13 protein-coding genes and 3 pseudogenes are annotated in these 18,172 nt (G+C 44.6%); 5 read left to right on the forward strand and 11 right to left on the reverse strand.

What is annotated here, in order from left to right:
* Positions 1–23: 23 nt before the first annotated feature.
* The 9 genes and pseudogenes from PseudUWO310_RS17430 to PseudUWO310_RS17465 all read right to left on the reverse strand — a co-directional run bounded on the left by PseudUWO310_RS17430 (position 24) and on the right by PseudUWO310_RS17465 (position 9,732).
* Positions 24–371 (reverse strand): type II toxin-antitoxin system PemK/MazF family toxin, encoded by a 348-nt coding sequence (locus PseudUWO310_RS17430; protein ID WP_142603511.1) that lies wholly within the window; start codon positions 369–371, stop codon positions 24–26.
* A gap of 3 nt (positions 372–374) precedes the next feature.
* A complete protein-coding gene (locus PseudUWO310_RS17435) occupies positions 375–587 on the reverse strand; it encodes a hypothetical protein (RefSeq protein ID WP_142603513.1) in 213 nt (70 codons plus the stop codon).
* A gap of 53 nt (positions 588–640) precedes the next feature.
* Complete coding sequence (locus tag PseudUWO310_RS17440; RefSeq protein ID WP_142603515.1) at positions 641–844, reverse strand: hypothetical protein; 204 nt, start codon at positions 842–844, stop codon at positions 641–643.
* A 72-nt stretch (positions 845–916) separates the two neighbouring features.
* Positions 917–1,984: pseudogene (gene nrdJ, locus PseudUWO310_RS17445) on the reverse strand (ribonucleoside-triphosphate reductase, adenosylcobalamin-dependent); the annotation flags it as partial.
* A gap of 19 nt (positions 1,985–2,003) precedes the next feature.
* Entirely contained in the window at positions 2,004–3,101 is a 1,098-nt protein-coding gene (locus PseudUWO310_RS17450; RefSeq protein WP_142603517.1) for a hypothetical protein, read from the reverse strand.
* A 61-nt stretch (positions 3,102–3,162) separates the two neighbouring features.
* A pseudogene (locus PseudUWO310_RS23985) lies at positions 3,163–3,644 on the reverse strand (hypothetical protein); the annotation flags it as partial.
* A 405-nt stretch (positions 3,645–4,049) separates the two neighbouring features.
* A pseudogene (locus PseudUWO310_RS17455) lies at positions 4,050–5,651 on the reverse strand (ribonucleoside-triphosphate reductase); the annotation flags it as partial.
* A gap of 484 nt (positions 5,652–6,135) precedes the next feature.
* Positions 6,136–8,865, reverse strand: a complete 2,730-nt coding sequence (gene topA, locus PseudUWO310_RS17460) for a type I DNA topoisomerase (protein WP_142603519.1) — start codon at positions 8,863–8,865, stop codon at positions 6,136–6,138.
* Positions 8,866–9,294: 429 nt separating this feature from the next.
* Positions 9,295–9,732 (reverse strand): protein disulfide isomerase family protein, encoded by a 438-nt coding sequence (locus PseudUWO310_RS17465; RefSeq protein ID WP_142603521.1) that lies wholly within the window; start codon positions 9,730–9,732, stop codon positions 9,295–9,297.
* Positions 9,733–9,862: 130 nt separating this feature from the next.
* Between PseudUWO310_RS17465 and PseudUWO310_RS17470 the strand changes: the two genes are divergently transcribed.
* Entirely contained in the window at positions 9,863–10,999 is a 1,137-nt protein-coding gene (locus tag PseudUWO310_RS17470; RefSeq protein WP_142603523.1) for a glycosyltransferase family 4 protein, read from the forward strand.
* Between the two features lie 226 nt (positions 11,000–11,225).
* Here PseudUWO310_RS17470 and PseudUWO310_RS17475 read toward each other — a convergent pair whose 3' ends face one another.
* Positions 11,226–12,131: a phosphoribulokinase gene (locus PseudUWO310_RS17475; RefSeq protein ID WP_142603525.1), complete on the reverse strand. Its 906-nt coding sequence runs from the start codon at positions 12,129–12,131 to the stop codon at positions 11,226–11,228.
* Positions 12,132–12,418: 287 nt separating this feature from the next.
* Between PseudUWO310_RS17475 and dusB the strand changes: the two genes are divergently transcribed.
* Entirely contained in the window at positions 12,419–13,492 is a 1,074-nt protein-coding gene (gene dusB, locus PseudUWO310_RS17480; RefSeq protein WP_142603527.1) for a tRNA dihydrouridine synthase DusB, read from the forward strand.
* Positions 13,493–13,559: 67 nt separating this feature from the next.
* A complete protein-coding gene (lptC, locus tag PseudUWO310_RS17485; protein WP_142603529.1) occupies positions 13,560–14,687 on the forward strand; it encodes an LPS export ABC transporter periplasmic protein LptC in 1,128 nt (375 codons plus the stop codon).
* Between the two features lie 201 nt (positions 14,688–14,888).
* On the opposite strand, the gene PseudUWO310_RS17490 is transcribed toward lptC, so the two are convergent.
* Entirely contained in the window at positions 14,889–15,434 is a 546-nt protein-coding gene (locus tag PseudUWO310_RS17490) for an NYN domain-containing protein (protein ID WP_009625982.1), read from the reverse strand.
* Between the two features lie 670 nt (positions 15,435–16,104).
* Between PseudUWO310_RS17490 and PseudUWO310_RS17495 the strand changes: the two genes are divergently transcribed.
* Together PseudUWO310_RS17495 and recA are read left to right on the forward strand one after the other, a co-directional pair.
* Positions 16,105–16,602 carry a hypothetical protein gene (locus PseudUWO310_RS17495; RefSeq protein WP_055076644.1) on the forward strand — a complete coding sequence of 166 codons (498 nt, stop codon included), beginning with the start codon at positions 16,105–16,107 and terminating at the stop codon, positions 16,600–16,602.
* Between the two features lie 262 nt (positions 16,603–16,864).
* Positions 16,865–18,007 carry a recombinase RecA gene (recA, locus tag PseudUWO310_RS17500; protein WP_009625981.1) on the forward strand — a complete coding sequence of 381 codons (1,143 nt, stop codon included), beginning with the start codon at positions 16,865–16,867 and terminating at the stop codon, positions 18,005–18,007.
* Positions 18,008–18,172: the final 165 nt, after the last annotated feature.

The raw sequence follows: 18,172 nt of genomic DNA on the forward strand, positions 1-18,172 counted from the left end.
AGGATCAGAGAATATTATAAATTTCAGAAGCCCAAACAATATTTAACCGTTGTCTCTATCTCCTCCATCTTTTCTGGAGATAGTATTCCTACTGGCTGATCTAGAAATCGTGAAGCATCAAGCGATCGCAGTTGAAAGCACAAAAATACAGTTTCCATAGGTAATCCACTTTCTGATGGAGAAACTCTAACATTGGTAGGATAGTCTCTCGCAATATTTGCTCCTTTCGTTCCTACAACAACAGTCACAACAAGAGGAAGACGATTAATATCATCAATGGAAAGAACTAAAACAGGTCTTGTGCCACTTTGCTCTCTGCCAGCAGTCGGATTGAGATTTACAAAATAGATTTGCGATCGCAATATAGCCATATTTCAAAGACCATCAAAATCTGTAACAGCAAACTCTTGCTGAATCTGAGTAAGCTCAGCTTGAATTTGCGGATCTTGTGCCATTGCTGCTAATTCATTCTTAATCCGAATTTGATGCGCTATATGCTCTAAAAGCCATAATTGCTCGGTTAGATTGAGAGCATCGATAGATTTAGCAATAATATTCAGTTCACTTGACCGTTCTCTAATTAGCATAGTTTCTAGCCTTGCTTAGCTCTGCTTGATTCAATATGAACAGGAGGTAATGATTAAGATTTACGCCATTCTTGCCCAAGACGAGTTACCTCATCAAAATTCGGATCATTTTCAAAACTTCCAGCAACCTTTAGCCACCAAGGAGACTTTTTCTGTGTAAATGCAGATAATATTTGTCTCATTTGCGCTATTTCAGCCTCTAAAGTTGCCACTCGTGCTTCCAAAGGTTGAGGATCTGCAATTTGTTGAGAGAGCATATAAGTGTTTACTACAAGTTTCGATCGCTATTGTAGCAACACCTATATGCCCTATATGTTATTTTCTGCGATCTATGGCTTCTGTTCAGGGAACATACACTTATCAGAATCACAACCCGCAGGACCCGCCTCCATCAACTCACCCGAATCATAACGCAACAAACTCGCGTAAAAATCATCAGACTTGCGACGTACTAGCACCTCAGCACTGAGCTTCTCATAGGTAGCCTTATCAATTGGCTCAAAGGGCAAACGTGGGAAGGTTTGCAGGTCATCAAAACGCGCCAATAGCGCCGCCGAGATATAACCCTCATCATCACGAATCGCTTCGTAAATCTTCTTCCCTAAAGGCTCGATTTCATGCTCCCGCAATTCCAAGGTTGCGGAAGTATTATGACGGGTGTAATGTTTCTGCACCTGCATATAGAAATCAAATTGTGCCATCACATCGAACTTACTGATGTCTACCTTGTCAGCACCGTCAAGGTCAGCCCAAGACACACTCACAGGAATCTCCACCAGCCATTCCGTACATCTCGGATCGAAAGGATCATTGAGCAATTGTCCATTCTCATCCTTATCCGATTGCGAAGGAATGATGCTATAGCCATAGTCCATGCAAGCCCGTGCCACAGGATCTTCCTTACGGAAAGTAATCCGACGGATAAAGCGCTGTGCCTTCGGAGGATGCCATCCGGGGGAAGCACCAGTCAGCAAGGATTTCGTGCCTGCTGGCTGAACTGTCGTGCAACGATTGGGGCGGCGGAAACCATGCGCGTCGCAATATTCCCAAACTGTCTGATGCACAATCTCACGCCAGCGATTTAGATAATTAGCTTCCTTCTCTTTGAAGTCTAGCCCCTGCACAGTGTCAGGACGACCTGATTCAAACCAGCGCAACCATTCCACACCAAAGGCATGAACGAAGAAGTCAAATAGCCCTGTGAAGGATACACCCACAATTGGGTCAACTTCACGGCTAAATTGATAGCGTTCTTCATTGAAGCGATGATTGAGCAAAGCAGCAACCGACAAAGCACCTGCTTTAAAGGCTTCTTCCTGTTCTTTCTCATTGCGAGGATTGAGTTGATTGAGATGCACCTCCGATAGATTACAGTGAAAATCAGCACCGAGAATTTCCAGTATTTTTATTGTTTTGTTATCCTAGAGGCTCTTTATCCTCTAGTTCTAACGCTTCATAATTCGCGTTAGCTCCGAGTACCTTTTCTACCAAAGAACGAAAATAGTAAAGAATCTCTTTACGACTAGTTTGTTTACCTAATAAGGCTTTGCTGAGAGTTCTCTCATCTTGAATATCAAATTGATTACGGACTTGCTCGTAGAAAGGTTCAAGAACAGGCTTAATCTTGTTGAGCTTGCAGGTCATTATCTCTATTGGATAAGTCTCTGCAAACTTAAGGGCGATTTCCTGTATTAATTGAACATTTTCAGAAAATGTTTTTGAGCGAGTAGCATTTACAGAACATTTGTATGAACAATATTTTTGAGGATTATTCTTGCGAAATAAAACTTCAAAACTCTTCTTACAGTATTCGCAGGTCGTAAAGACTTGATAATAGCGTTGAAGATTGTATTGTTTTAGATTTTCTGTTTGCTGTTGAACTTTTTCGCTCTTAGCTCTAGAGTCTAACCACTTTTGTCGATATTCAGCATCTTGCAATCTAGCCTTTGCTTTTTGGGCAATTTTTGCTTTTGTTGACTGGGATGCTTCTACACCATAACGTGGATTGTTTTGACCAGAAGTATCCATGCCCAAACCATTCGCTATTTGCTTCCACTCTTGTTTGAGTTGTTCAAAAATAAATGGTGTGGGATGAATTAACTTTCGTAGGTCTTTCTCTTGAATAATTTCTACTTTCAGTCCGTAGTCTTGCTCAAAAGTCAAGATTCGAGGTAAATCAGTCTCATAATTAAATCCACCTTTAATCTCTACATAGGAACCATCAGCTAATAGGAAATCAGGTTTATATGAGCCTCCCGTAGAAAGCGAAAACGTTTTGACTTCATATTGCCATTGGATTCCCATGTAGTCGAGATATCGAGCGTAAATATACTCTAAGGTAGATTTAAGATAATAGCCTTGATAGTAGCCGCAATAAGTTCTTCCGTTCATTAATAGCCCGACACTCGTGGAGGTTTCTATTCTAAAAAGATTATAGTGCAAACGCACTTTTCTTTTAGGTTCATCCTCTACTCTGTACGGTGCTGGAAGAGCTTTAGTTCTTCCAGTTACCACGGGATTAGCGTCTCAGCCTTCCCCGTTTTTGCCAGGTTTTTAACGTGAGGCAAAATTATCTACCACACGGATTGAGTCCATAACGACTCATTCGATGCTCAAGCTCTAGTTCCAAATCATTCATCACTTTTTGCATAAGTTTTCTCTCATCTATTATAGGATTGGTTAGGAATTTGTGTGATGCTCTAGTAGAAGCTGCCGAAGATAGTCCTTAGCTAAATCCCTAGACTGGCTATAGAGTTCCACAAATTTTTGTTTCTTGTCGACAGTGTTTAATAGGTCAGCATTAGAACGCGCGATCGCTTCACCTGCCCATTGAATTGCACCTTCACCCGAATAATATTGTTTGCGAACGGCATCCACACATTCCTGTTCAGTGGGTTTACGATGGAATACTCTCGTGTGATTACTCATTCTCAAAGCATCACGTTCAGGATCAATTCTCCAATTACCTGCTTCATCCTGCTGCCAAAGATTATCTTTTGCAACAGAGCCTAAAGCATCTTCAGACAAAAATTGTCTCATGCCCGCACTGTTTGAAACAAGAATACCTTCACAAACAAACTCATGAATGGAAGCAACTTCAATGTCATAAGTAGGCGCAACTCTGACATCAAACTCAACTGATTTTACCTTTACAGGAATTAAATCCGTGCATTCAGGAATATGCTTCTGAACTGTTGGTGCAATCATTTGCTTTTGTGCGCCACTCCAATGATATTGGTAGGTATTCACAATCGGTCTAACCATCTCTTTAGGGAAGCCATGATCCTTAAATGATTGAGGACGAACCCTTTGGCTACTAGCAAAGCGCAATGAGTGAGCAGCAAATAATTCAGAAATTTTGTCAAAGGCTGCTTCACCAACAGTGACTAGTTCACCTTCCCATTTATCTGTACGTTTGCGTGTAGAATGACACAACCGAGCCGTAATCCCAAGAGAAGCATAGATTGATTGAACTTGACGCAAGAAATCAGAATGCACTGATGCAACTAACACGCCTTGACTAAAACAACCATCAGCATCTGCCAACCCAGCTAGGTAGGCTTCGCGGATAGTAGCGGTTGCCAATAATATGCAGTCAGGGATGTTAATCGAAGTAAAAGCTCGTTTGAATTGCGAGAGATACTGATTGAGCGCACTAGAATTGAATTGCAATTCAAAAGCCTTCGCTTTAGATTGTTCTGGTGTTCTCAGCGTATGAGTATCTAATCCAAATAGCTCTCCAACAGCGATGAGCTTATCAATGATCTGTTGTTGATCTTCAGAAATTCGGAACCTTACGCGCCAACCATCACTTCCAACCGAGCCGTCACCGTGCAAATAACCGATGAAATAGGCGACATCTGCCGTAAGTGCAGGAATAGTGATTCGTTTTGCTTGTGGAGCTAACGTCCCTTTAAATTCTGGTAATTCGGTCGGAGTACCAGTAATAGCTTTTGGTACAAAGATCAATCGATCATCTGCCTTGAGATCTTTAGCTTTGACCATCCGATATGTGCCATACACATCTTCCAAGACAGCTACTTTATGGTCTGAAGTACATTCAAAATAGCCATCTTCGGTTTTAATTCGGCAAAGCGATTGTGTACCTTGATCAAAAAAGTTAGTAACAGGATAGAATCCCTTACTGGTTAGCACCCGATCGCCGATCCGAATTTTTTCAATCGGTACTAATCCAGATTCGCTGTGAACCAATGCCCCAGCAGGTAAACAACGCCTAATATTTCCAGCCACGATGCAAACTGCGGCTTCATCGATGAGGATACAGCACTCAACCGAGGTGAGTTGACGACCGATCGCTTTATTTAGAATATTGGCACAGCGATCGTAGAGGGTAGGCAACTTGACAGGATTTGCCATGCCGCCGAAGCCCTTGAGGGGTTCACCGCTGGGGCGGACATCGCTGATATCAACGGTGACTTGGACGGGCTTGGATGCGTCAAATTTTTCATCGCTGCATAGCTCTAGAAGCGATTGATAAGACTTGACCCAACCTTGACGACTATCGCCAACAAAAAACTTGACAGAATTATTGGCATGGTCAAATTCGATTTCGGTATTGTGGCGACGTTGCTCAACAGGGGTTGCGCCGATCGCACCGATGACATTGACTTGCAACTGGTTACGGATGACAGGCAGTTGGCTAATGTACTGCGGCTCTAATACGCCACCAGTACCCGATCCCTGCATCGCCAGATCCATCATCAAGCCAAAGGAACGCCAGTCGATCACATTGGTGCTAGTGCAGTTATAGGAGCCTGAGAAATTTTCGGGGCGATCAACCCAATCCGTACCGCCAACCCAGAGCCAACGCCCAGAGGTCAGAGATTTAAGCTGCTTTTGCATTTTATCGATCAGGTCAGCTTGTTCTTTGGTCAGCTTACCTAGCGTCTTTAAACCTGAAAGTGTGCGATCGCATACCTCCGCCCAGCTTTCCCGCTTGTTATTATATTTGCGGCTATAAGTCCTGAAAAATACGGGATAAGCGGCCGGGGCGCTTTCGGGAAATCGAACCTCTTTGTCGAGGCGAATAAATTCTTGCACCATAAAAAATGCTTTTGTTTTAACATTAAGTCAGATAATACCTTAACTCACATTTAGTGCTAAAACCACATAAAAATTATTTGTCACACTATTAGTAGATTTTTGGATTGCCACTAAAATTTTTTGGACGCGCAAAAAGTGGCGATACTCATCATTTTTTTGCTTGAGTTACACATACTTTTATAACTATAACCACTTAGTCAGGACATCAAAGCCAATAGAGAGTTGCGGCGCGAAGCGCCGCAACTCTCTATTGGCTTTTGTTGTCCGACTATAGCTATACAATTTCCCTATCAAAAAATAGACATCAACCAGATCCAGTAAGGGTTTTCAAAGTTCAAAATGGCTACGCCATTTTGAACTTTGGTATATAGCTACAGTCACTTGAATTAGGACAAATCAAAACCCAAGAATTAATTGGCGGCGCTTCGCGCCGCCAATTAATTCTTGGGTTTTATGTCCTAGTGCACTTGGCGACAGCTATAACTTATTTTTTGGTGGCAGCGGTTTTGGTGGCAGCGGCTCTAGTTGTGGTGGTTTTCTTTTTGGTGGCTGTCGCGGCGTTTTTTGTGGTAGTTGCCTTAGTTGCCGTAGATTTGGTGGTGGTCTTTTTGGTGGTAGTTTTCTTGGTTTCGCTAGAAGCCGCCTTAGTCCGCTTACTGGTGGTTTTACCAGATTTGCTTGCCAACATTGATAGAGCCTCTTCGAGGGTTAGGGCTTCCACCGATTGCTCCTTAGTTAGCGACACATTTATCTTGCCATGCTTGACATAGGGGCCATACTTGCCATCAAGAATCTCGATCGCTTCATCATCACTGGGATGCTTGCCCAGTGTCTTCAATACCTTAGCAGCCGCAGCTCCCCGTAGAGTTTTTGGTTGCGATAGCAATTCTAAGGCACGTTCAAAGGTAATCGTATAGGGATCATCGGTGGACTTGAGCGATCGGTTATCGTCCTTATCGCCATTGCCTTTGGTATGACAGACATAGGGACCAAATCTACCCGTATTGACAAAGACGCGATTGCCAGTGTCAGGATGTGCGCCTAAGGTACGGGGCAAGGCTAACAGTTTTACAGCGAGATCGAGGGTAACTTGTTCGGGCTGCATTCCCTTAGGTAGAGAAGCGCGTTTGGGTTTAGGCACTGCATCCGTAGCTTGCCCTAACTGCACGTAGGGACCATATTGCCCCATCATCATAAAGATCGGCTCGTTCGATTCGGGATGAATTCCTACTTGATCGGGACCTTCAAGTTTCTGTTTGAGGAGTAATTCGATCTTGTCGGGAACGAGATCGGAAGGGGTGAAGTTTTGTGGAATTGACGAATTAACCGTGCGATCGCCATCACCAACTTGGATATAAGCACCAAACTTACCGATTTTGACCTTGACATCATCATCTAAACCCTCAAGGCGCACTGTCCTTGCCGATTCGCCATCGATCAGACTATCGCGGGATTTCACCTGTCCGCTTAAGCCCTGTTCGCCAGAATAGAACTTCTTGAGATAGGGTAGCCATTCCACACTCCCCGTGGAAATATCATCGAGGGTTTGTTCCATTTTTGAAGTAAAACTAGGATCGACGAGATTGGGGAAATGCTCTTCTAGAAGACTGGTAACTGCAAAGGCGGTAAAAGTGGGGATGAGCGCATTATTGACCAGCTCGACATAGCCGCGATCGCAGATCGTGCCAATAATGCTGGCATAGGTACTAGGACGACCGATCCCCTCACTTTCGAGCATTTTAACGAGGGCTGCTTCTGTATAGCGAGCGGGGGGCTGGGTCTCATGCCCGACCGTATTTAACTCTTGGCAGACGGGATGATCGCCCACCTTGAGGGACGGTAGCATCACTTCTTTTTCTTCGAGAGCCGCATCGGGATCGTCAGAACCCTCCACATAGGCGCGGAAAAATCCTGCAAAATCGATACGTTTACCCGAAGCGCGGAATAAAGCATCCTCGACGGTCAATTGCACACTGAGCATCGTCAACTGAGCATCAGCCATTTGGGAGGCAACGGTACGTTTCCAGATCAGGTCGTAGAGAGCAAACTCCCGTCCCGAAAGTCCAGTTTCTTGGGGAGTACGGAAAGTTTCACCTGCGGGACGAATGGCTTCATGGGCTTCCTGTGCGCCTTTGGATTTGGTCACATACTGGCGTGGCTCTTTGCTGAGGAAGTTACTGCCATACATCGTGGTAACGCATTGTCGTGCGGCGGCGATCGCCTGTTGCGATAAATGCACCGAGTCAGTCCGCATATAGGTGATAAAACCCTGCTCGTAAAGCGCTTGCGCCACACGCATCGAATCCCTTGCCGATAGGCGTAGTTTGCGGTTGGCTTCTTGCTGAAGGGTTGAAGTGGTGAAGGGTGGCGATGGCTTGCGAGTAGCAGGACGTTCATCGAGATTGCTCACCGACCAGACTTTGCCATTGAGTCGATTTTTTAAGGCGATCGCCCCTGCTTCATCCAGTAGTAAAACCTTGCGACCCTTGGCAATTTTGCCCGTCGCCTCATCAAAGTCTTTGCCCGTCGCCACATTTTTACCGCCAACGGCAACTAGCTGCACGGGAAAGTCCTGTTTGGGGGCATAGAGATTTGCCTTCAAGTCCCAAAAACTACCCGACTTAAAAGCCCGACGTTCGCGTTCGCGATTTACAATCAGTCGTACCGCCACGGACTGCACTCGTCCCGCCGACAGCCCCCATTTAATTTTTTTCCAGAGCAAGGGCGAGAGGGTATAACCGACAAGGCGATCGAGAATGCGGCGAGTTTCTTGGGCATGGACAAGGCGATCGTCAATCTGGCGACAATTTTTTAAGGCGCTTTTAATGGCTTCGGCAGTAATCTCGTGGAAAACCATGCGCTTAATGGGGACTTTGGGCTGCAAGATTTGCAACAGATGCCAAGAAATACTTTCCCCTTCGCGGTCTTCGTCAGTCGCTAGAATTACTTCTTTAGCTCCCTTGAGGGCTGCCTTGAGTTCGCGGACAATTTTTTTCTTGTCGTCTGGCACGATGTACAGGGGCTCAAAGTCGGCATCCACATTCACACCGAGCTTGGCCCATTCAGTTTTCTTTAGCTCCTCAGGAATGTCGCTCGCTGATTGTGGCAAATCGCGCACATGCCCCATTGATGCCTCTACTCGATATCCAGTAGGCAAAAAGTTCCGAATGGTGCGGGCTTTAGTGGGCGATTCGACAATGACAAGAGTAGACATATTAGCCTGCAAGGTTTGCGGTAATCAAAAAAGACAATCGAGAAGGCAGATCGAGGATTTATGAAATGCCTTCTTAACCTATATACAATGTTTATGCAGAAAATTACTAATTTTCCGTAGGACGGTAACTACACTAACAAGGTGCCCGAAACTACTAGTTGCAAATTTAGCAATTTGATGCATTGGTCTCAATTAATGCATGTAAAGCGCGATCGCGCAAGCCGATTGTTTTTCGCGATCGCGTGAGGGTAAGCTCTTAGCGGCTCAGTAAACTTACAGCGCTTTGCGCTCAAACCCAAACCAAGAAAAATTTTGAAAGCGTTGCGAAGCAACGCTTTCAAAATTTTTCTTGTGGTTCGTTTGATCGGTAATTGCTGTAAAATCTAGAAGCGAGTACCGCCCGCGTAGCGGGCGGTACTCGCTGAGTATTTAGAATTGGCTACGGTATTTGGAGATCTCTGCAAGTCCTTTTAAAGAGCGATCGCCAGGATATAGCTTGCCATTAATTTCCCAAGTGGGATAGCCTCTAATTCTTTTGTCTATACAAAGCTGAGTCTGGGGATTGACTCCACGTTCGTCACATTCAATTACCTCTAACTCGTCTACCGCTTCTTTGCCAAAACGCTCTTTTTGATTGTGACAATGGGGACACCAAAAGGCTGTATATAACTTTGCACCTATTTTGCGTAAATGCTTGGCTAGATCGATCGCGTCGGGACTCGATGTGGTGGTTACTGGTTCGCCAGCCTGTTGGGCGATAGCGATAGGAGTTAGCTGGGGAGACAGGGACAGAGCCGAAATTCCTGCGATGCTAGCGATCGCAATGCCCACAGAAGCTAAGGTCGTAGAGGCAAGAGGAAACTTCATAAATCTGGTGAGTTCAACTTTGCTATTTTACCCACAAAAACTCAAGATGATATGGCAAGACGACAGAAAGCTATAGAATTTAAGCCTAGCCTTGCAAAGCGAGAATCCAACAAAATAACTATGTCCATATATGTCCACAATAGAAAATCTCCGCATTGCGATCGTCCATGAATGGTTTGCGAACTACGCAGGGTCGGAGCGTGTCGTCGAGCAAATTTTAAATTTGTTTCCCAAGGCTGATCTCTTTGCGGTCGTAGATTTTTTGGAGGATTCTAAACGGGATTTTATTCAAAACAAAAAAGTTACGACGACCTTCATTCAAAATCTGCCCTTTGCCAAGACCAAGTTTCGGCAATACTTGCCCCTCATGCCCTTAGCGATCGAGCAACTTGACTTGTCCGCCTACGACTTGGTGATTTCGAGTTCCCATGCTGTCGCCAAGGGGGTACTGACCGCACCGCACCAGTTGCATATTTCCTACGTGCATTCCCCGATTCGTTATGCATGGGATTTTCAACATCAATACCTCAAAGAATCTAATTTGGAACGGGGGATCAAGAGTTGGATTGCTCGCTGGATTTTACATCAAATGCGGATTTGGGATACCCGCACAGCCAATGGAGTCGATCTATTTATTGCTAATTCTGAATTTATTGCCCGTAGAATTCAAAAGGTTTATCGGCGATCGGCAAGGGTCATCTATCCCCCCGTAGATTTACAGAGCTACGCACTATGGGAACAAAAACAGGAATTTTATCTCACTGCTTCGCGTTTGGTTCCCTACAAACGTATTGATTTAATTGTGGAAGCCTTTTCGCAAATGCGCGATCGCCAACTGATTGTGATTGGAGATGGCGAGCAAATGGCAAAAATACGCACCAAAGCAAGCGTTAACATTCAATTTCTCGGTCATCGTGAGCCAGAGGAATTATGTTCCTACATGCAAAATGCGAAAGCTTTTGTATTTGCTGCCGAGGAGGATTTTGGAATTACGCCCGTAGAGGCGCAGGCTTGCGGGACACCAGTAATTGCCTATGGACGTGGTGGGGTGCGGGAATCCGTGCGAGGTTTAGATAGCGATCGCCCTACGGGGATATTTTTTGCCGAGCAGACCGCCGCAAGTATCCGCGCGGCGGTAATAGAGTTTGAAGAGAATGGCGATCGCATTTTGCCGAAGGACTGTCGCGACAATGCCCTGCGCTTTTCAACGGAGCGTTTTCAAAGGGAGTTTAGGGAGTTTGTGGATCGGGCTTGGGGCGATCGCTAATAAAAAACGAAGAAGAGAAGGTTGGGGCTTGCCCCAACCTTCTCTTCTTCGTTTTTTAGAAACCATTTAAGAATTACTTTCTGCGGTCAAAAGCTCTAAGAGATCCCCCTCAATCCCCCTTGAAAAGGGGGAAGAATTTAATTCTCCCCCCTTTTTAAGGGGGGCTGGGGGGGATCTATCCAATTCTTAAATGGTTTCCTAAAGCTAAACTACTGAAATTTTTTGATTATGATTGGAGCTTTTTCGATTCAACTAACATCGAGTCAATCAATGGTTGAAGAATCAATTCCATCGCAAAGCCCATCTTGCCACCAGGAACAACCAGAGTCGTATGGCGTGACATAAAGGAATCATGGATCATGTCAAGCAGATAGGGGAAGTCAATACTAAACTTCTCGCGGAAGCAACGATTGGTGTGAATGATGACGAAGCTTTCATCAAGAGTAGGAATATCACGGCAGATGAAAGGATTGGAAGTGTCAACTGTGGGAACCCGTTGGAAGTTGATATGAGTTCTGGAGAACTGAGGCGCAATGTAATTTACATAGTCAGGCATCCGACGCAAAATTGTATCGACGATCGCTTCAGCACTATAACCACGTTCGGCATTGTCGCGATGAATTTTTTGAATCCATTCCAAATTTACAATGGGAACTACACCCACTAACAGATCAACATGCTGAGCAACGTCAATATCTTTGGCAACGATACCGCCATGCAAACCTTCATAAAAAAGCATGTCTGTATCAGCTTCGATGCTTTCCCAAGGCGTGAATTCCCCAGGTTTTGCCTCAGTGCCCAGACGACCATTGTGGTACTCCGCTTCTTCCGTACTGTGGAGGTAGTAGCGTCTTTGACCGTTACCTGTCTCTCCATATTCTTTGAAGAGGGCTTCTAGTTTATCTAATACGTTGGCATCTAAGCCGAAGTGACTCATGTTGCGTCCTTCAGCCGTAGCTTGCTTCATTACCTCACGCATTTCTAGACGGTTATATTTGTGATAGCTATCGCCTTCGACGATCGCTGCCTTGATATTTTCCATCAAGAAGATATGTTCAAATGCTCGTTTGACGGTGCTAGTTCCAGCTCCCGACGAACCTGTTACCGAAATAACTGGATGTTTTTTAGACAAATTTTTTCTCCTTAATTTTATTTTATTTATTTAGATCGATATTCAGATCGATATCAGATCGATATATTTTGTACTAATACCAAAATTAAAAATGACGGAGCCATTTTTAGTTTTTCAAACCCTTACTAGGTTTGGTTTTTAATTCACAAAAGTGTTGTCACACCTTCGTGAATTGGTATAACGTGAGTGCGATCGCTAGAAGACCAAGATTCACAAAAAATATTAAAACTACTATACCTTTGTATATAGCGCCCAAGAAAGCAAAATTTAGGGCAAAGTTTACGGTCATGCAATCTGGACTATCGAAATTACCGCAAAAATTCACCCAACCTTTAACTATTGGTAACGTTACTCTCCAAAGTCGCGTATTGCAATCACCATTGTCAGGGGTGACGGATTTGGTGTTTCGGCGATTGGTGCGCCGCTATGCCGCCGATTCGATGCTCTATACCGAAATGATCAGCGCGACGGATCTCCACCATATGAAGGCTTTGCCCAAACTGATGGAGATCGATCGCCATGAAACGCCGATCAGCATTCAGCTTTTTGATTGTCGTCCTGAATTTCTTGCGGAGGCAGCTCAGAAGGCAGTTTTAGAGGGGGCAGATACCGTAGACCTTAATATGGGCTGTCCCGTCAATAAAATCACCAAGAAGGGTGGGGGATCGTCACTATTGCGGCAGCCCGAACTTGCCGCCCAGATTGTGCGATCGGTAGTTGCGGCTGTGGATATTCCCGTCACTGTCAAAACTCGCCTCGGCTGGGATGATGCCGAAATTACGATCTTAGACTTTGCGAAGCGGATGGAGGATGCGGGGGCAAAGATGATCACCGTTCATGCCAGAACGCGATCGCAGGGCTATACGGGGCAAGCAAAATGGGAATGGATTCGGAAAGTCAAAGAAGTATTGACAATTCCCGTAATTGCCAATGGTGATATTTTTTCCGTTGAAGCGGCGATCGCCTGTTTAGAAGTCACTGGAGCCGATGGGGTCATGTGTTCGCGGGGAACTTTGGGCTATCCGTTTTTAGTGGGCGAAGTCGATCATTTTTTAAAGACAGGTGAATATTTACCAAAGCCATCCGCGATCGCCTGCTTGGAAGTGGCTAAGGAGCATTTACAAGGACTGTGGGACTACAAAGGGATGCGCGGTATCCGCCAATCGCGCAAACATATGACTTGGTATGCTAAGGGATTTGCGGGAGCGGCCGCATTGCGGGAGCGCCTCTGTCGGATCGAGTCATTACAGGATGGCTTAGATTGCCTCGATCGGGCGATCGCCCAATTGTCGGACAATCGGGATGTTTTTCAGGCGATCGCCCCTGAAGATATGGCAGAAATGATCGCTATGCAGCAATAATATCTGTAACTAAAATTTGCACCCTACCCAGTAAGGCGTAAATCTCGTAACTTTATCAAAAAGGATCATGCAACTATTTAGCCGCCGTAACTTGCGCCTGTTTATCATCATTTTTGTGACAACAGTAATCCTATTCGCACTAGGGTGGTTTATATTTTTACGCCCTTCAGTTACCAACCTAAATAAGTCAGCGCAAGTTGCTGGTTCTAGCCTCCAAAATATTACCCTGACTGAATTTGATGCCAATGGGAAGCTGCTTTGGGAAATTACTTCCAAGCAGGCTAACTACCGTGAAGATCGCAAAATCGCTGATGTTGAGGATGTCAAAGGGAAATTTTATCGGGATGGCGAACTGCTAATGGAAGCCACGGGCGATAAAGGGACGATCGATCAAGCGGGTAAGGCTATTTCGTTAGATGGGAATATTAAGGCGATCGTCATCCAAGAAAAAATCAATATGAAAGCCGACCAGATGATCTGGAAATCTTCGGAAGATCTGCTCAAGGCAAAAGGCAATGTCCAAATTGATAAGCCCGAAGACAAACTGAGAATGACGGGTAAAGAATTAACGGCAAAGCCCAGTACAAACGTCTATAGCTTAGAGAAACAAGTCATCGTTACCGCTGTCGAGCCGCCCTTAGAAATGAAGAGTGAGAAAGTTACTTGGGATGCGAAGCGCGATCGCGTATATACGGAGGTTCCTCTTTCTGTGATCCAAATCAAGGATAAAATGCAGTTAAATGCCAATCGGGGGGATTGGAACATTCAGAAAAAAGAAGTTACTTTTAATGGTGATATCAAGGCAAAGGATCCCAAACTAGATGTTTATCTTGAAGCATCTCAAGCCGTTTGGAATCTGGAGAAAAAACTAGTAACCCTCCCCGTTCCCTTTACGGGAGGGAGTAAGAGCCGTGGGATCACCGTTAAAGCCGATAAGGGAGAAGCCCGCATCGAAAAAGAACAAATCAACCTCACAGGGCAAGTATTGGCAAGTTTTAGTTCTACTCAGGGTGTGGTTAATGCCGATAAAGTGGAATGGTTAATTCCCACCAAAACAATTACGGCGGATGGCAATATTTCCTATCAACAACCCGATAAGAGTCTTAATGTCAAAGGCGATCGCGCCGTTGCAAATCTCGAATCGCAAACGGTCACGGTTACTGGTACTAATGTCATCTCCACCTTAAATCCTTGAGTTGTCCCAGAGACAAGTGGCGGCGCTTTGCGCCGCCACTTGTCTCTGGAGATTTGATTAGTCTTATACCAATTCACTGAAGTGATCCAACACTTCAATGAATTAAAAAGCAAACCCAAAGCCCAACAGTAAAAGCCTTGCTACGCAGGGCTTTTACTGTTGGGCTTTGAGAAAGTTTATTTAACAGAGCTTTCATGCAGCTTAATTCAGCCTATTTCGCCACTGCGCTAATTGAGCTTTAGTTTTGCTATCAATACGATTGCCCAATAAATTATTGGTGTTTGCCTTTTGGGGCTTTTGGCGACTTTGAACAGATCTTAGCGTTGCTTCGACCTCTTGCTCTAGAGCCGTGGCGGATAGCCACTCTGCCCCAAAGCCAACGGCGGTTAACTGCTGAGCGCGATCGGAAGTTACGACAATAATCCTTTTGAGATGCCGCAGCGGATCACGGCGGTACTTGCCACATTGACGCTCGATATAGGTATCCGCCGTTTCGTTATGATCGGTAAAATACAGTTTGAGATTTTTGGTAATTCTTTCAGCCTTGGCGGGGGTTGCTTGCACATAGGCATCGAATACCAATGTCGTCTTGTAGCCATGAAAAGCACTAAAATTTACCATCGTCTCAGTTAAATGCGATCGGGCAATGTCAAACCCTTGCAGATCTCTCATTTCCTGCAAGTGTCGCCACAGACCGATCACGTTATAGCCGTCCACCAACATAACTGGTGGATGTTCCGAAGACATAATGGTAGACCGCTAGATAGAATTAATTAATCTAATTCTGACACTAGAGTTTGCAAATGTTGTACTGGGATCGGCTTCAATCTCGAAATCAAGGCGAGAACGATCGAGGGGAATAGGGTTGCATGATATGGCTGTAGCCACTTGCGTTAGAAAAAACAAAATCCAAAAGACGATTGGCGGCGCTTCGTACCACCAATCATCTTTCGGATTTTATGTTCTAAGGGACTTGCGATTTAATAAAGTACCAAATATAAAACCAGAATCGTTGGTGCGGCGGAGCCGCACCAACGATTCTGGCAAATCTGGATTGGTATCTTATTTTCTCGCAAGTCCCTAAGTAAAACTTGCAATACTACATAACTGAATAAATAACGTTAAAAGTAGTTACAAACGTCCGAGAATAATTAAAAAATAAAGTTAAAGCCTGTAGCGAACGTACTGCTTTCTCCACGAGCTTTTAGATTTTATATTTAAAAATTTAGCTAAACGATCGCTATTAAGTTTGACATCCTTTTAAATAATGGGTAATTTTGAATAATCTCTAAACATTGGTCTTGAACGCCTCACAACCGTCTAAATCTTTCGGGATTAAGCTATTTAAAATTCAGTTGTCTTGGCTTAATTCCCCAACCAAAAAGTTAGAGAAAATTTTTAAAGTAAGGAGGACTTTATGACTATAGAAAGCATTCTAACAACCTATAAAATACCCGTTCTTTTATTGATATTTTTATCGCCTTGGATTGCTTACTATATTTGTTTAGTTGTTCCTGGAACTAAAGAAGAACCCTACGTATTAAGCGTGAATTTGAGCCTGTCTGCATTGGTGTCTATTGTATTTGCAGGCTATATAGCCTACGCGAGCAATACTGGCGGGTGGGGGAAGATAGGAAAAGAAGCCGATATTCTGTTACTCGCATCTGCCCCGTATCATGTAATTTCTTCGATCGTTCTTGCCAAAAAAAGAATGCCCTTGAGTCAGATTCCAGCCTTCAAATTAATCCAAGGTTTGGTTTTAATGTCCCTCGTATTCATGTTTATATCTTGGCTCTCTAGTAGGATTCATTTGTACTTTTTCTCGTACTTGCCCTTTAGTTATTTTTTAATGATTTTGGCAGTAGCCCTATTGTTAGGATATGTAGGTTACACCAAGGTTTTTGGTGAAGATTAGTAGTAGGTAACCTAGTATCAAAATAGACATTGAAAACTAATAACTAGCGTTGCGGTGCTCCGCGCCACAACGTCTAATCTTTCACTGGGAAGGGAATAGCACAAATGTTATGGTTTTTATTGCGAATTTTTAGTACGAATATCTAAATCCAAGCTATTGAAGCACAATCGCCTAAATCTCAGCACAAATTTAATACCTCAAATCTAGAAGCTTAATGTCATAATGAGGCAGATGTATTAGACAAACTAAACCTCGAACGGCAATGGCACCGAAAAACTCCTCTGCGACGGCAAATAGTCAAGTTGATAAGGCTACACCGATCGCCCAAACAGCAAAAGCTAGCATCAGCCCTGAGAAAAAGAAGGCTCTTGATGCGATCATGCAAAAGATCGAAAAAGATCATGGTAAAGGCTCGATCATGCGTCTGGGCGATGCGACTAATATGCGAGTCGAGACCATTCCTAGCGGCGCGTTACCTCTCGACCTCGCCCTTGGTGGCGGATTGCCCAAAGGAAGGGTGATCGAAGTATACGGGCCAGAAAGCTCAGGTAAAACGACCCTTGTACTACATGCGATCGCCGAAGTGCAAAAGCGTGGTGGCGTGGCGGCTTTCGTCGATGCCGAACATGCCCTCGATCCTACCTATGCTGCTAGTGTGGGCGTTGATATTAATAACTTGCTCATATCCCAGCCCGATTCAGGGGAAATGGCTTTAGAAATTGTCGATAATCTTGTGCGGTCGATGGCAGTAGATATCATTGCGATCGACTCGGTTGCCGCACTCGTCCCTCGTGCTGAAATCGAAGGCGAAATGGGCGCTTCTCACGTAGGTTTGCAAGCCCGTTTGATGAGTCAAGCCCTCCGCAAAATCACTGCCAATGTTGGCAGATCAAACTGTATTGTTATTTTCTTAAACCAATTGCGTCAAAAAATTGGCGTATCCTACGGCAGTCCCGAAACGACTACAGGAGGTACGGCTCTGAAGTTTTATGCTTCAGTCCGTCTCGATATTCGGCGCATCCAAACCTTGAAAAAAGGTACGGAAGAATATGGCATTCGCGCCAAAGTCAAGGTTGCCAAGAATAAAGTTGCCCCACCTTTCCGTATTGCTGAATTTGATATTATCTTTGGCAAAGGGATCTCTACGGTAGGCTGTCTTGTCGATCTGGCGGAAGAAATGAGTATCATCGTTCGTAAAGGGGCATGGTACAGCTACCAAGGCGACAATATCGGGCAGGGGCGCGACAATACGATCAAGTATATGGAAGATAAACCCGAATTTGCTCAAGATGTCGAACGACAAGTCCGCGAAAAACTATCCGCAGGGGTGGCTGTTTCGGCAACGAAGGTTGTCCCCGAAGAAATTGAACCTGAGGATGACGATATTCCTCCCGATGATTTTTAATTTTTAAAAGCCCAAGAGTAAAAGCCTTGCCTAGCAAGGCTTTTACTCTTGGGCTTTGAGAAAGGGTTTGCTACGCAAACCCTTTCTCAAAGCCCATTTCAAATTATCCCGAACTCACATTAAAAGGAGAATGGCGGCGCGAAGCGCCGCCATTCTCCTTTTAAT

Origin of the sequence: Pseudanabaena sp. UWO310, from assembly GCF_006861605.1 — a bacterium.
GTDB lineage: Bacteria > Cyanobacteriota > Cyanobacteriia > Pseudanabaenales > Pseudanabaenaceae > Pseudanabaena.

Bases quoted from the DNA above. Each gene is read 5' to 3' on its own strand.
- PseudUWO310_RS17430 (WP_142603511.1), bottom strand. From the start codon at position 371: ATGGCTATATTGCGATCGCAAATCTATTTTGTAAATCTCAATCCGACT.
- PseudUWO310_RS17435 (WP_142603513.1), bottom strand. From the start codon at position 587: ATGCTAATTAGAGAACGGTCAAGTGAACTGAATATTATTGCTAAATCT.
- PseudUWO310_RS17440 (WP_142603515.1), bottom strand. From the start codon at position 844: ATGCTCTCTCAACAAATTGCAGATCCTCAACCTTTGGAAGCACGAGTG.
- topA (WP_142603519.1), bottom strand. From the start codon at position 8,865: ATGTCTACTCTTGTCATTGTCGAATCGCCCACTAAAGCCCGCACCATT.
- PseudUWO310_RS17465 (WP_142603521.1), bottom strand. From the start codon at position 9,732: ATGAAGTTTCCTCTTGCCTCTACGACCTTAGCTTCTGTGGGCATTGCG.
- PseudUWO310_RS17470 (WP_142603523.1), top strand. From the start codon at position 9,863: ATGTCCACAATAGAAAATCTCCGCATTGCGATCGTCCATGAATGGTTT.
- dusB (WP_142603527.1), top strand. From the start codon at position 12,419: ATGCAATCTGGACTATCGAAATTACCGCAAAAATTCACCCAACCTTTA.
- lptC (WP_142603529.1), top strand. From the start codon at position 13,560: ATGCAACTATTTAGCCGCCGTAACTTGCGCCTGTTTATCATCATTTTT.
- PseudUWO310_RS17490 (WP_009625982.1), bottom strand. From the start codon at position 15,434: ATGTCTTCGGAACATCCACCAGTTATGTTGGTGGACGGCTATAACGTG.
- PseudUWO310_RS17495 (WP_055076644.1), top strand. From the start codon at position 16,105: ATGACTATAGAAAGCATTCTAACAACCTATAAAATACCCGTTCTTTTA.
- recA (WP_009625981.1), top strand. From the start codon at position 16,865: ATGGCACCGAAAAACTCCTCTGCGACGGCAAATAGTCAAGTTGATAAG.